Annotated in this window: 8 protein-coding genes and 1 pseudogene; all 9 read left to right on the top strand. The window is 38.6% G+C overall.

All coding sequences use genetic code 11. The features are described 5' to 3' along the window. Nucleotides 1-375: 375 nt before the first annotated feature. The 9 genes and pseudogenes from aceB (at nucleotide 376) to addA (ending at nucleotide 14,875) form a co-directional block, all read left to right on the top strand. Nucleotides 376-1,965: a malate synthase A gene (gene aceB / locus AB1280_RS12170; protein WP_429755945.1), complete on the top strand. Its 1,590-nt coding sequence runs from the start codon at nucleotides 376-378 to the stop codon at nucleotides 1,963-1,965. Between the two features lie 20 nt (nucleotides 1,966-1,985). Next, entirely contained in the window at nucleotides 1,986-3,263 is a 1,278-nt protein-coding gene (gene aceA / locus AB1280_RS12165; protein ID WP_429755944.1) for an isocitrate lyase, read from the top strand. A gap of 278 nt (nucleotides 3,264-3,541) precedes the next feature. Next, nucleotides 3,542-4,120: a competence protein ComK gene (locus AB1280_RS12160; protein ID WP_429755943.1), complete on the top strand. Its 579-nt coding sequence runs from the start codon at nucleotides 3,542-3,544 to the stop codon at nucleotides 4,118-4,120. Between the two features lie 480 nt (nucleotides 4,121-4,600). Continuing rightward, nucleotides 4,601-5,395 (top strand): annotated as a pseudogene (locus tag AB1280_RS12155) (N-acetylmuramoyl-L-alanine amidase); the annotation flags it as partial. 328 nt (nucleotides 5,396-5,723) lie between these two features. Further along, nucleotides 5,724-5,924: a cold-shock protein gene (locus tag AB1280_RS12150; protein ID WP_035437341.1), complete on the top strand. Its 201-nt coding sequence runs from the start codon at nucleotides 5,724-5,726 to the stop codon at nucleotides 5,922-5,924. Nucleotides 5,925-6,196: 272 nt separating this feature from the next. Next, nucleotides 6,197-6,796, top strand: a complete 600-nt coding sequence (locus AB1280_RS12145; RefSeq protein WP_272187228.1) for a TVP38/TMEM64 family protein — start codon at nucleotides 6,197-6,199, stop codon at nucleotides 6,794-6,796. Between the two features lie 53 nt (nucleotides 6,797-6,849). Further along, the gene (lepB, locus tag AB1280_RS12140; protein ID WP_429755942.1) at nucleotides 6,850-7,413 is read left to right on the top strand and encodes a signal peptidase I; all 564 of its coding nucleotides are present in this window, start codon (nucleotides 6,850-6,852) and stop codon (nucleotides 7,411-7,413) included. A 230-nt stretch (nucleotides 7,414-7,643) separates the two neighbouring features. Then, on the top strand, nucleotides 7,644-11,153 hold the full coding sequence (gene addB / locus AB1280_RS12135; RefSeq protein WP_429755941.1) for a helicase-exonuclease AddAB subunit AddB: 3,510 nt from the start codon (nucleotides 7,644-7,646) through the stop codon (nucleotides 11,151-11,153). Then, a complete protein-coding gene (gene addA, locus AB1280_RS12130) occupies nucleotides 11,150-14,875 on the top strand; it encodes a helicase-exonuclease AddAB subunit AddA (RefSeq protein ID WP_429755940.1) in 3,726 nt (1,241 codons plus the stop codon). Before addB ends, addA begins: the two co-directional genes overlap by 4 nt. The last annotated feature ends 19 nt before the right edge of the window (nucleotides 14,876-14,894 follow it).

The following is a 14,894-nucleotide window of genomic DNA, read 5'->3' as shown; positions in this document are numbered from 1 at the left end:
TCTCCCTTTTTTCCATTGCTGAATAACTTAATCAATCCCTGATCCATTAGCTTTAGTAAAAATTCTTGCAATTTATATATTTTAACATAAATTTACAATGAGATAACCATTGTCACGCTGATATGTAAAGTGTTTCTTCACGAAGATAGAACTACGACTTAGTTGTCATGTGCAAAATTTTCACATCATTACGGAGTTACTATAAAGGGCTTTGCAGTATATCCTTTACAAGGAATGTAAAAAGTACATATAAACCAATTTTGCGATATTGTTAAAAAATTCTAAAAAATACTTCCCTTTTGATTTTTATGTTATATAATATAAACATAAAAATCAAAACTGTTATAAAACAGTTTGTAAAAAGGAGAGGCTAATATGTCGACGCAAACTTCGCGGGTTACACTCGTTGGAGAAGTATTACCGGCGTATTTGGAGATTTTGACACCAGAAGCACTCACATTTATTAAAGAGTTGCATGAGAATTTTAACGGACGCCGTAAGGAATTACTACAGAAACGAGTAGAAAAGCAAAAGAGAATTGATGCAGGGGAGTTGTTACACTTTTTAAAGGAGACTGCAAATGTTCGGGTGGATGATTGGACGATTGCACCGCTTCCGAATGATTTACAAGATCGGCGCGTAGAAATTACTGGACCGGTTGATCGTAAGATGGTTATTAATGCTCTCAATTCAGGAGCGCGTGTCTTTATGGCGGACTTTGAAGATTCAAATGCACCAACATGGCAAAATGCAATGGAAGGACAAATAAATTTACGAGATGCAGTTAAGAGAACCATTTCATATACAAATGAAAATGGTAAAGAATATCGTCTCAATGAACAAACAGCTGTATTAATGGTGCGGCCTCGTGGGTGGCATTTACAAGAAAAGCATATGTTAGTAGATGGTGAAGAAGTATCAGGTAGTTTATTAGATTTTGGATTGTTCTTTTTTCATAATGCAAAGGCGTTAATGAAAAAAGGGAGTGCTCCATACTTTTACTTACCGAAAATGGAAAGTTACTTAGAAGCAAGACTATGGAATGATGTGTTTGTATTTGCACAAAAATACATTGGCATTCCTCATGGGACAATTAAAGCAACAGCACTGCTCGAAACGATTCATGCTTCATTTGAGATGGATGAAATTTTATATGAGCTTCGTGATCATTCAGCGGGGTTAAACTGCGGACGCTGGGATTATATTTTTAGTTTCTTAAAAACGTTTCGTAATCATGACCAGTTTTTACTTCCGGACCGGGCACAAGTGACAATGAGTGTGCCATTTATGCGCGCGTATTGTTTACGCGTCATTCAAACGTGCCATCGCCGTAATGCACCAGCAATTGGAGGGATGGCAGCACAAATTCCAATTAAGAACGACCCGGAAGCAAATGAAGTAGCATTTGAGAAAGTGCGCGCTGACAAAGAGCGTGAGGCTTGTGAGGGACATGATGGGACTTGGGTTGCCCACCCGGGACTTGTCCCTGTAGCGCTGGAAGTATTTGATCGCATCATGACAACGCCAAATCAAATCTATCGAAAACGGGAAGAAATTCGAATAACAGAACAAAGTTTATTAGAAGTTCCAGTAGGAACGATTACAGAAACCGGACTGCGTACAAATATTAGCGTTGGTATTCAATATATTGCATCGTGGTTAAGCGGCAAAGGAGCAGCGCCTATTTATAATTTAATGGAAGATGCGGCTACCGCAGAAATTTCACGTGCACAAGTATGGCAATGGATTCGTCACAAGGAAGGGAAGCTCGAGGATGGACGAAAGATTACGTTTGCATTAGTAGAACAGTTTAAAGCAGAAGAATTAGCAAAAATAGAGAAAGAGATTGGTAGTAATCGTTTTGAAAAAGAACGATTTGTCGAAGCTACGAAACTATTTACGAATCTTGTTCGAAATGATGAATTTGTATCATTTTTAACGTTACCGGGTTATGAGATTTTATAAAGGAAAAGGGGATGGAAGAAATGGGAAATGAAAGAGTACAACAATTACAAGAGAACTGGGAACTTGATAAACGATGGAAAGGAGTTACACGTCCATATTCTGCAGAGGATGTCATTCGTCTTCGCGGATCGCTTGATATTGAATATACGTTAGCACACCGCGGTGCAGAAAAGCTTTGGAATTCTCTTCATAGCGAAGATTACATTCATGCGTTAGGGGCATTAACTGGGAATCAAGCAATGCAGCAAGTAAAGGCGGGATTAAAGGCAATTTATTTAAGCGGTTGGCAAGTAGCGGCAGATGCAAATTTATCAGGTCACATGTATCCGGACCAAAGTTTGTATCCGGCAAACAGTGTGCCGGCAGTTGTAAAACGTATTAATCAAACGCTCCAGCGTGCTGATCAAATTCAGCATATGGAAGGGAGCGGTGATATTGATTACTTCGTGCCAATTGTTGCCGATGCAGAGGCAGGATTTGGTGGACAGCTAAATGTATTTGAACTAATGAAAGGAATGATCGAGGCAGGAGCGTCTGGCGTTCATTTTGAAGATCAACTTTCTTCTGAAAAGAAATGCGGTCATTTAGGCGGAAAGGTATTATTGCCAACACAAACGGCAGTGCGTAATTTAATATCGGCGCGTCTTGCAGCAGATGTAATGGGAGTACCTACGCTCATTATTGCCAGAACAGATGCTGACGCAGCTGATTTAATTACAAGTGATATCGATCCTGTTGATCAACCATTTATTACAGGAGAAAGAACACCAGAAGGCTTCTTCCAAACGAAGGCTGGACTGGATCAAGCGATTGCACGCGGCTTAGCATATGCACCGTATGCCGACCTTGTATGGTGCGAAACATCGGAGCCGAATTTAGAAGATGCAAAACGCTTTGCAGAAGCAATTCATGAAAAATTCCCTGGAAAACTATTAGCTTACAACTGTTCACCGTCCTTTAACTGGAAGAAAAAATTAGACGATAAAACCATTGCAAATTTCCAAAAAGAAATTGCATCTTACGGCTATAAATTCCAATTCGTAACGCTTGCTGGCTTCCATGCTTTAAATTATGGCATGTTTGAGCTGGCGCGCGGTTATAAAGAACGTGGTATGGCTGCGTATTCAGAATTGCAGCAAGCGGAATTTGCAGCAGAACAGTACGGTTACTCAGCGACACGTCATCAACGGGAAGTTGGTACAGGGTATTTTGATGAAGTAGCACAAGTCATTACTGGTGGAACTTCGTCGACAACAGCACTGAAAGGATCAACAGAGGTAGAGCAGTTTACGCGATGAGAAAAGAGAGAGTCAGCTTTTGAGCTGGCTCTTTTTTTTATTACAAATATTTCAAAATGAAAAATATGAAATTATCTATAACATAATTTTATTTTTTATAGGAGGAGTCTGCAGTTTAATTCTGTTATTTATACAGAAGTATAGTAGGGAATTTTAATTTATTACTAAGAAATTGTAAAAAAATTGAAAATAACAATTATTTTCCGCGCGAAATGGTACAATTATCCATGTAGATAATTGCATAAAATTATCCAAAAATGACAAAGGAGAGGGAATTGATGAGTGTTAAAGTCGAAAGATATGCGCCTCAGTACACTGTGAATTCAAAAACAATCGCATTACTTCCAGTTGTTTTAAACGATAAACGGATTGTAACACGTGTGATTGAGGAACACGATGAGTTTTTTGTGTACCAAAAACCACTTGAGATTATAGAACAAAGCTGTAGTGAATATGGAGCTAGCTTTGGCGGACGAAAAGATGGTACAAAAAAATATACAGGTTTTACACATAAAGCACCGATTGCAATCAGTCCTACAGATTCTATTTATTTTTTCCCCACATTTTCTTATTCTCGCAAAGAATGTGCTTGGTTATCGCATTTTCATATTGAAAGTGTGACAAAGCTTCCGCATGGAAATACTTTCATTGAATTCATAAACGGTCAAACAATTAAGCTAGAAGTATCTAAAAACAGTTTTGAAAATCAGAGAAACCGAACTGCACAGCTTCGGGCCGAATTTGAGGATAGAAAAAGAAAACAGGTAGCGACAAAATTTTTACTAGTGAATCAAAATGAGGTTTTAGAGTTAACACCAGCATATGAAAAAATGTATCTTCTTAAAAAAGAAGATTGATAACATGGAATAAGAAGAAGGACATATCCTTCTTCTTATTCAAATATAGGAAGCGTAATTTATCCATGTAGTATTTTAAAAATAAGTCGCTGCTATGCATAGCCAGATGCTCTCGTTCATCTAAAAAAGACAGCTTTTCATTATTGATAGAATATTTTATCTGTTTTAAATAGTAATTATGTGAGATAATGTAAATATATAGAAAGTATTTTTAGGTTTGTTCTCGTATCCCCCTTTTGTGTCAAACCTTCATGCAGAAAGAAATTTTATACATATCCAGATGCTCTCATCTATTAAAAAAAGAAGAGAGTTTTTATGTTGTTTTTAATTTGTATTTATATAGGTGAGTTCTCAAAACTTATCTATTACCATATGGTGCACTTTTTTGCTATCTTTTTATTTTTCCCAATAAAGTTTGACTGGGACCTTTCAGTTGCTTTTTCTACATAAATCAAATAAGGTTTTTGAGGGTGATGAAAAATGAAAACTATTAAGCTATTATTCTCTGTAACTGTAGCATCTATCACGTTATTAACTTCGGTTAATAGTACGTTTGCTGATAGTACACTTATTATTCCAGATTTACCTAAAGAATCATATCGTAATGGTATAGGCATGTACGAAGGGGTTATAGCGCATTCAACTGCTACTCCTGAGGTACCGGCAATTAATATTCAACGTTTCCAGTCTCGTACATGGTCAAACGCTTTTGTTCATTATGTTGTTGATTGGGATGAGACTATTCAGACTGCGAGTACAAAATATCGTGCGTGGGGGGCAGGTCCAACTGCGAATGAGAGATTTGTTCAAGTTGAATTAAGTGAGACAAAAAATCCAGTAAAGTTTAAACGCTCATATGAACGTTATGTCAAACTGCTAGCGGAGATTTTACGTAAACGCAATATTCATCCATCGAAAGGGTTATGGACTCATAAAGACGTTACATATAAGTTTGGTGGTACTGATCACGAAGATCCATTAGCTTACTTAGCTAGCCACGGCGTATCGGAAGCGCAATTTCGTGCAGATGTGCTAAAAGCATATAATGGAAATGCTATTTCAAGCGGGGCAAAAGTGCAGCGATCTAATAAGGAACAATTAACGATATATATTAATAGAAATAATGTGAATTTACGTTCTGGTCCGTCAACGAGTAATAGTATTGTTCGTAAAGTGCAAAAGGGAGAAGTGTACAAAGTGTGGGGGCAATCAGGGAACTGGTTCAATGTAGGTAGGAATCAGTGGATTTACAATGATGCATCGTACATTCGTTATACGAAAAAATAATTATTCTTTCGTTCGTAAACAAGTAAACGTATTTGAACTCTTTTTTCATTATATAAGTTCCCAAAAGAAAAGAATCGATGCTTAATAGGTGTCGGTTTTTTTCTTTTCATAAATTATGTTGTACATTCTTTTTTCAATATGGTATAGTTAATGTATAGTTGAATACTCTTAAATTAAGCAATCCATATGTTATCAAGTGCCGTGAAACTAGCGAGAAAAATTATGTATGTGTTCTGTTTCGCATTTGATAATGTGTGGATTCTTTTTTTATGCTGTGAAAACTAAAAATATGTTTATTGTTCAGGAGGAAGTTATTATGAAAACAGGTCAAGTAAAATGGTTTAACAATGAAAAAGGTTTCGGTTTCATCGAAGTTCCAGGCGAAAACGATGTATTCGTACATTTCTCTGCTATTACAACTGAAGGTTTCAAATCTTTAGAAGAAGGCGAAAAAGTTAGCTTTGAAGTAGAAGAAGGTAACCGTGGACCTCAAGCTAAAAACGTTGTAAAACTATAATCTTATAGATCATAGTAAAAAAGGATGGCCAATGCCATCCTTTTTTTTATTTGAAAAAGGATTTTTTCTAGGAAATATGGAAAATAAATATATATTTATTTGTCAGATAGATCATTTCCCCTTATTGTTCAATAGTGGTAAAGTAATAACAAGAAAAGGTAAACTAAAACTTTAGTTAGGAAAGGTTCTTCTCATAGAGTTGCAAAAATCGGGTTCTTATAGAACGGGTAAGATCTACGTCATTAGAGCAAGGTAAAGGGGTACATAGTAGAATGGATTTTCAAACAATTAAAGAATTTTTCACAATAGAAAATATGGAACATTTGTTAAAGAACTATCAAGCATTTGGTCCGTTAATTGGCATTGGACTTCCGATGATTGAAGCGTTTATTCCAGCTTTGCCTCTCTTTTTATTTGTGATGGCAAATGCAGTTGCCTTTGGTTTATGGCTTGGCTTTTTCTATTCATGGCTTGGTTCATGTATAGGAGCAATGCTTGTATTTTTTATCATTCGTCGTTTTGGAAGAAGTCGCTTTTTTTCTTTTGTAAATAGACATCCACGAGTTCGCAGTGCGATGACATGGATTGAGCGAAAAGGATTTGCACCCATATTCCTTTTGTTTTGTTTTCCATTTACACCGTCAGCTCTTATCAATGTAGTAGCCGGTTTGTCGCGTATTAGTAAGAGGCAGTTTATTTTAGCACTTTCACTCGGTAAGCTTGTGATGATTTTCGTGTTAAGTTACGTTGGCCATGATCTTGCGTCTTTTATGCATAAGCCGGTAAAAACAATTATCGTATTAGGGATCGTTTTTGTTTTATGGTACGTTGGAAAGAAAATTGAAGTAAAGCTTGAACTGAGCAGAGACTAAACTTCGTAAGTGAGCGCACCCCTGTTATAGAAAAGAGAAAGGGATGTGGCATGATGAAGCGAAAGTGGAAAAAGGAAAGCATAGAGTGGATGAGAGTCATTTTAATTGGTGTTTTATTAGCTGTATTTTTCCGCACTTTTTTCTTTGCAACGTATGTTGTCGAAGGGAAATCGATGATGCCTACGCTCCAAGATGGTAACATGTTAATCGTGAATAAAGTAGGTTATCAGTTTGGTGAATTGAGCCGCTTTGATGTTGTTGTTTTTCATGCAAATAAACAAGAAGATTATGTGAAACGAATTATCGGACTTCCGGGCGACAAAATTGTATACAAACATGATAAACTATATATTAACGGACAATTTATTGAAGAGCCGTATTTAGATGCATACAAAAAGCAAATTCATGGTAGACAGTTAACAGGAGACTTTACCCTACAAGAGTTAACAGACGAAAAGGTTGTTCCGCAAGGATTTATCTTTGTAATTGGAGATAATCGTTTAGGCAGTTGGGATAGTCGGCACTTTGGATTTGTAAAAATAGAACAAGTTGTTGGAAAAGTTGATTTACGCTATTGGCCAATCAATGAAGTACAAACAAATTTCTCTAAAGGGTAATTCGAAATTTCGAATTACCTTCTTTTTCGGATAAAGTGAAACATTAATCAGAGGGGATTTTCTTCATCCCCCTCTGATTATCAGCCCTCACCAATAGGGCTTTTACGGGCAGTTATCCCCCACCTATCTTCTTCGATTCTTTCTCAATCTTGAGGTGGGGGTCTTACTGCCTGCAAATAGCGGGATAGATCTTGATTGATCGAAATTCACTTATAGAAAGGCGGGTTTACATGTCACTTCGATTTATAATAGGACGAGCTGGAAGTGGAAAAAGTACGATGTGTTTGCGAGAAGTACAGCAAGAGCTGCAACATCGTCCAAAAGGTGAAACGATTTTATATCTTGTGCCAGAGCAAATGACATTCCAAACGCAGCAAGCATTAATTAATGGAGATGTAAGCGGCTCTATTCGTGCACAAGTGTTTAGTTTTTCGCGGTTAGCGTGGAAGGTGCTTCAAGAAGTAGGCGGAGCAAGCCGCCTTCATATTGATGAATCTGGTGTGCATATGTTGCTTCGTAAAATTGTCGAGGCACGTAAAGAAGAATTATATGTTTTTCAGAAAGCAGCAGAGCAAAATGGATTTTTTGAACAACTAGGCAGTATGATTACGGAATTTAAACGACACAATTTAACGCCGTCAAATGTGTATGCGATGTGGCAGGAATTAGAGGCTCATAGCAATGGAAATGAACAGAAACTGTTAGCAAACAAAATGTATGATTTGCAGCTTCTATATGATGATTTTGAACGAGCGTTAATTGGAAAATACTTGGATTCTGAAGATTATATGAAGCTTTTATTTGAAAAGCTTCCCTATTCAGAGTATGTGAAGGGTAGCATGATTTATATTGATGGATTTCATACATTTTCACCGCAAGAGTTAGAGATTGTAAGGCAACTATTACGATGCGGAGCAAAAATGACTATTACACTCACGATTGATGAACAGACGTTATCACAGCCGGTGAGCGAACTGGATTTATTTTATCAAACGCTGATCACGTATGAAAAAGTCAAACAGGTAGCAAGTGAAGAGAGAATTGTTATTGAAAATACGATTGTCATGCGAGAACAACCTCGTTTTATGTCACCGGCACTTGCGCATTTAGAGGCGCATTATGAAACTCTTCCATATGCAGAGTTTCAAGGTGAATCGCACATTACACTATATGCAGCGGCTAATTTACGGGCAGAAGTGGAAGGCGTTGCGCGTGAAATTCGCAGATTAGTAGCGGAAGAAGGGTATCGTTACCGTGATATCGCGGTGCTTCTTCGTAATGGTGGAAGCTATTACGATATGATGAAGACATTATTTGTTGATTATAATATCCCGTTCTTTATTGATGAAAAACGCCCTATGCTTCATCATCCATTAATTGAGTTTATTCGCTCTGCGTTGGAAGTCATTAGTGGAAATTGGCGTTATGACGCGGTATTTCGTTGCATAAAAACCGAACTGTTGTACCCATTAGATGGAAATAAAGCGAGAATACGTGATGAAATGGACGAATTTGAAAATTATTGTTTAGCGTATGGCGTGCAAGGGAAACGATGGACTTCGGAAGAGCCGTGGACATATCGTCGCTATCGTTCATTAGATGGTATACATGGCGGTCAAACAGATAGCGAACGAGAAATGGAAGAAAAGATTAATCGTCTTCGTGAGATTGTTCGCACACCGATTATTCGTTTGCAAAAGCGATTAAAACGAACAGGGACGACAATGAGTATGTGTGAAGCAGTTTACTTATTTTTAGAAGAGCTAGACGTTCCGAAAAAATTAGAAGACTTACGCCTGCAAGCGGAAGAAGAAGGGAATTTCTTATTCGCAAATGATCATGGTCAAGTATGGGAACAAGTCATCACGCTACTAGATACGTGCGTTGAAATGCTTGGAGAAGAGAAAATGTCTCTATCTATGTTTGTAAATGTGATGACAACGGGACTCGAGTCACTCCAGTTCGCGAATATTCCGCCGTCTTTAGATCAAGTGTTAATTGCAAATATTGACCGTTCGCGTCTTTCGGATATTCGAGCGGCATTTGTAATTGGAGCAAATGAAGGGATTATTCCAGCGGCACCATCAGATGATGGTGTATTATCTGACGAAGAACGAGAAGTGCTTGTTTCAGCAGGGATCGAACTGGCACCAACAGCGCGGCAAAAATTACTCGATGAACAATTTGTCATTTATCAAGCGGTGACGAGGGCAGCGGAGAAATTATATATTTCTTGTCCACTTGCAGATGAGGAGGGAAAGACGCTATTAGCATCTAGCTTTATAAAGAAAGTGAAAAGAATCTTTCCGTCTGCTGCCGAAATCTTTTTAACGAATGATGTAAATGATTTGTCTCATAGTGAGCAAATTTCATATGTGGCAACGCCAGAAGTGACACTTTCGTATTTAACGCAGCAACTACAAAACTGGAAACGATACGGTTTTGAGGGGAATCTTTCTTTTTGGTGGGATGTATACAATTTTTATGTTACAACGCCGGAGTGGAAGCAGAAGAGCATTCGTGTGTTATCCAGTTTGTTTTACCGAAACCGGGCGCAGAAGTTAAGCCCTGCTGTAAGCGAGGAGTTATACGGCGACAAAATTAAAGGCAGCGTATCGCGTATGGAGCTCTTTAATCGCTGTGCGTATGCCCATTTTGCGCAGCATGGCTTATCTTTAAAAGAACGTGATGTTTTTAAATTAGATGCACCAGATATTGGGGAACTGTTCCATGCCGCTTTGAAAAAAATTGCTGATAAATTATTGAAAGAAAAGCGTACTTGGGCAGATTTAACAATAAAAGAGTGTGAATATCTTTCAGTTACTGTGATTGAAGAGTTAGCACCGCTTTTGCAGCGCCAAATTTTATTAAGTTCCAACAGGCATCATTATTTAAAACATAAATTGCAGCAAATTATTTTCCGTACTTCCCTTGTGTTAAGAGAGCATGCAAAGTCGAGCGGATTTGTGCCTGTTGATTTAGAAGTCGGATTTGGTATGGGCGGAACAAACTCATTGCCAGCTATGAAATTTGAATTACCAAATGGTGTGGAAATGGAAGTGGTTGGACGAATTGACCGCGTTGATAAAGCGGAAGATGAAACGGGCACGTTTTTACGTATTATCGATTATAAATCGAGCGCGAAAAAATTAGATTTAACGGAAGTATATTACGGTTTAGCACTGCAGATGTTGACGTATTTAGATGTCGTCACAACAAACGCAAGCAAATGGATGGAGCGCGGCGGAAATATAAGTCCCGCTGGAGTACTTTACTTCCATATTCATAATCCAATTGTTGAAATGAAGGGTGACGTATCAGAGGCTGAAATTGAACAAGAAATTTTAAAGAAATTTAAAATGAAAGGACTTGTTCTTGGAGATGCTGATGTCGTTCGCTTAATGGATAACAAGTTAACGACAGGAAGCTCGAATATTATTTCAGCGGGTCTAAAAAAAGATGGCAGCTTTAGTGCGCGTTCTGATATTGCGAGTGAGCAAGAGTTTCATGTATTGCGGGAATACGTACATCGTACATTTGAAAACATTGGCACAGATATAACAGAAGGTGTCATCGATATTGCCCCGTATAAAATGGGCAACAAAACAGCATGTACGTTTTGTAATTTCCGTTCTGTTTGTCAATTTGATGAGTCGTTAGAAGATAACAAATACAGGGCACTGCAAGATATGAAAGATAGTGAAGCGTTAGAGAAAATGAGAGAGGGGACCCAGTCATGACGATACAAACTTGGCCAGCGAAACCAGAAGGAAGTCAGTGGACCGATGATCAGTGGAAAGCAATCGCCACCGATAGCCGTGATATTTTAGTTGCAGCTGCGGCTGGGTCGGGGAAAACAGCGGTACTTGTTGAACGTATTATTCGTAAAATGATTCGAGAGGACAATCCAGTTGATGTCGATCGCTTGCTTGTTGTGACATTTACAAATGCAGCGGCGCAAGAGATGAAAAATCGAATTGGGTCCGCGTTAGAAAAAGTATTAATCGATGATCCAGCTTCGCCGCACATTCGAAAGCAACTTAGTCTTCTGAACCGAGCATCGATTTCGACAATCCATTCTTTCTGTTTACAAGTGATTCGAACGTATTATTATATGCTCGATGTGGATCCGCGTTTTCGCATTGCGAATGAGACGGAGAATGAATTGTTAAAAGAAGAAGTGCTGGATGACATATTAGAAGCAGAGTATGGCATGGAAAATAATGAATTGTTTTTTGAACTTGTCGATCGTTATACGAGCGACCGCACTGATGATGATCTGCAGCGGATGATTTTGGCGCTCCATACTGAATCAAGAGCGCATCCAGATCCAAACGGTTGGCTTGATAAATTAGTTGAAGCATATGACGTAGAAGGAAAAACAATTGAAGGTTTACTGTATGCTTCGTATTTATTAGAGGATGTAAAGGTGCAATTGCAAACGGCAAAACAATATGTCGAAAAAGCAATCGAACTTGCGATGTTACCAGATGGACCAGCACCGCGTGTTGAAACGCTGCAGGCGGATCTTTTGTTAATACAAAACTTGTCCGAAGCAGCCGGTCAATCTTGGACAAGCACATATGAAGTAATGCAAACTGCTTCTTGGCAAACGTTAAAGCGTATTAAAAAGAGTGAATATAATGAAGAGATTGTGAAGCAAGTTGATGGTCTGCGGAATAAAGCGAAAGATGAAGTAAAGAAACTGCATGAAGAATTATTTAGCCGCAGCCCAGAAAGTTTTTTACGCGATTTTCAAGATATGCACCCAGTATTGCAAAAGCTTGTTGATCTTGTAAAAGTATTTACAGAACAGTTCCAAGCGATAAAGCGTGATAAAGGAATGGTTGATTTTACAGATTTAGAGCATTTTTGCTTACAAATTTTAAGCGAGCATACGGATGAGGGAGAACTGCATCCGTCACCTGTTGCGTGGCAATATCGTCAAAAGTTTACAGAAGTGCTTGTTGATGAATATCAAGACACGAACTTTGTACAAGAATCGATTATTAAGCTTGTCACAAAAGATTCGGAGCAAAACGGCAATTTATTTATGGTCGGTGATGTGAAACAAAGCATATATCGCTTCCGGTTAGCAGAGCCGGGACTATTTTTAGGGAAATATAAACGTTTTACATCTGAAGGTATCGATGGCGGCATGAAAATTGATTTGGCGAAAAACTTCCGTAGTCGTCATGAAGTACTAGCAGGGACAAACTTTATTTTTAAACAAATTATGGGCGAAGCTGTCGGAGAAATTGATTATGATGAAGACGCTGAGTTGAAGCTTGGAGCGAGTTATCCAGAAGGGACAGATTCATCAGCAGAATTGTTATTTATCCATCAATCTGATGACGCGACAGTAGATGAGGAGGAAGGCGTGGAATTAGAAAAGGCGCAATTAGAAGCACGCCTCATCGCGCAAAGAATAAAAGCAATGGTCGATTCTGGTTATGAAGTATATGACCGAAAAACAAACGGTATGCGTCCCGTTACGTATCGTGATTTTGTTATTTTATTGCGCTCTATGCCATGGGCGCCGCAAATTATGGAGGAGTTAAAGCAACAAGGTATTCCTGTTTATGCAGAGCTTGCGACTGGTTATTTTGAAGCGACAGAAGTGAATGTAATGATGAACCTATTTCGCGTTATTGATAATCCAGCACAAGATATTCCGTTAGCAGCTGTGCTTCGTTCACCAATTGTTGGATTAACAGACGAAGAGCTTGCGATACTGCGTGCTCACGGAAAAAAGGGCTCCTTTTATGAAGTGCTACGCTCTTTCTTGCAAGGTGCACCGCTTCAGGAAGAGAAAGAATTGCATGAGAAACTATCATGGTTTTTCGAGCATTTACAAGAGTGGCGTGAATTTGCGCGTCAGCAGTCGCTATCTGATTTAATTTGGAAAGTGTATCGTGAAACGGGTTATTATGACTTTGTGGGTGGTCTTCCTGCTGGTAAGCAGCGCCAGGCAAACCTTCGCGTCTTATATGATCGCGCCCGTCAATATGAAGCGACTTCATTTCGTGGTTTATTCCGCTTCTTGCGTTTTATTGAGCGGATATTAGAACGCGGTGATGATATGGGAACAGCTCGTGCGCTTGGCGAACAAGAAGATGTTGTACGTATTATGACCATTCATAAAAGTAAGGGACTAGAGTTTCCGGTTGTGTTTGTCGCAGGGCTTGGCAGACGTTTTAACACACAAGATCTAATGAAACGTTTCTTATTGCATAAAGATTTTGGATTTGGTTCGCAGTTTATTGATCCGAAAAAGCGCATTAAATATACGACATTATCACAGCTTGCAATTAAGCGTAAAATGAAAATGGAGCTAATTGCGGAAGAAATGCGCGTCTTATATGTTGCTTTAACACGTGCGAAAGAAAAGCTCATTTTAATTGGAACTGTAAAAGATAAAGAAAAAGAAATCCAGAAATGGCTAGATGCCCGCGAGCATACCTCATGGTTATTGCCAGATTATGTACGTGCCGGGGCAACTTGTTATTTAGATTGGATTGTGCCATCATTATGCAGACATAAAGATAGTGACATGCTTTTTGAGATGGGACAAGGAAATATTCCGGCTGACATATATGACTATGATGCAAACTGGAAAGTAGAAGCGGTTGACGTGGCAGAGTTGCAGGCACCAGAGCCAATGAAAGAAGAAAAGCAAGAGTTATTAGAAGCGCTCAGGGAGCAAAAGTCAGTTTCTCTCTGCAGTGAACAAAAAGATGAAGTGTATAAAAGGTTAACATGGCAGTATGGATTCGAAGATGCGGCAACGCACCGTGCCAAACAATCTGTTACGGAAATTAAACGAAACTACCAAGCGCAAGAAGGTAGTGATACAGCGTTTATCAAACGAGTTCGTGCACCAATTGAAACACGTCCGCGATTTATGGAGAAAAAAGGACTTACGTATGCAGAACGCGGGACGGCTGTTCATACAGTTATGCAGCATGTAAACTTAGCGAAAGCAATAACAATTGAAGTAATTCAAGAACAAATTGCGGAAATGGTAAATAAAGAGCTGTTAACATTTGAACAAGCAGAAGAAATAGCACCAGAAAAAATCGTTGTATTTTTTGAAACAGCACTCGGAAAACGACTGTTAGCTGCCAAACATGTAGAGCGAGAAGTACCGTTTACGATGATGTTATCAGCAAAAGAAGCATATCAAGATTGGACAGCTGAACAAGACGAATCTATTCTTGTTCAAGGGGTTATTGATTGTATGATTGAAGAAGAGGATGGCATCGTTTTAATTGATTTTAAAACAGATACAATTGAAGGACGATTCCCAGGTGGGTTTGAACAAGCGAGACCGATATTAGAAGAACGGTACAAAATACAGCTAGCCCTTTATCGGAAAGCGCTAGAAAAAAGTTTACATCAATCCGTAAAAGGAACATATTTATATTTCTTTGATGGCAATCACGTATTACAAGTAGATTGATGAAAAATGAGAAAACGGA

The sequence above is a fragment of the Bacillus sp. S10(2024) genome (assembly GCF_050473865.1).
Lineage (GTDB): Bacteria > Bacillota > Bacilli > Bacillales > Bacillaceae_G > Bacillus_A.
The sequence above is the reverse complement of the archived record's forward strand: the minus strand, read 5'-3'. Positions and strand labels throughout refer to the sequence as shown.

Excerpts from the sequence above, each read along its gene's own strand:
- aceB (WP_429755945.1), top strand. The coding sequence starts at position 376 with ATGTCGACGCAAACTTCGCGGGTTACACTCGTTGGAGAAGTATTACCG.
- aceA (WP_429755944.1), top strand. The coding sequence starts at position 1,986 with ATGGGAAATGAAAGAGTACAACAATTACAAGAGAACTGGGAACTTGAT.
- AB1280_RS12160 (WP_429755943.1), top strand. The coding sequence starts at position 3,542 with ATGAGTGTTAAAGTCGAAAGATATGCGCCTCAGTACACTGTGAATTCA.
- AB1280_RS12150 (WP_035437341.1), top strand. The coding sequence starts at position 5,724 with ATGAAAACAGGTCAAGTAAAATGGTTTAACAATGAAAAAGGTTTCGGT.
- AB1280_RS12145 (WP_272187228.1), top strand. The coding sequence starts at position 6,197 with ATGGATTTTCAAACAATTAAAGAATTTTTCACAATAGAAAATATGGAA.
- lepB (WP_429755942.1), top strand. The coding sequence starts at position 6,850 with ATGAAGCGAAAGTGGAAAAAGGAAAGCATAGAGTGGATGAGAGTCATT.
- addB (WP_429755941.1), top strand. The coding sequence starts at position 7,644 with ATGTCACTTCGATTTATAATAGGACGAGCTGGAAGTGGAAAAAGTACG.
- addA (WP_429755940.1), top strand. The coding sequence starts at position 11,150 with ATGACGATACAAACTTGGCCAGCGAAACCAGAAGGAAGTCAGTGGACC.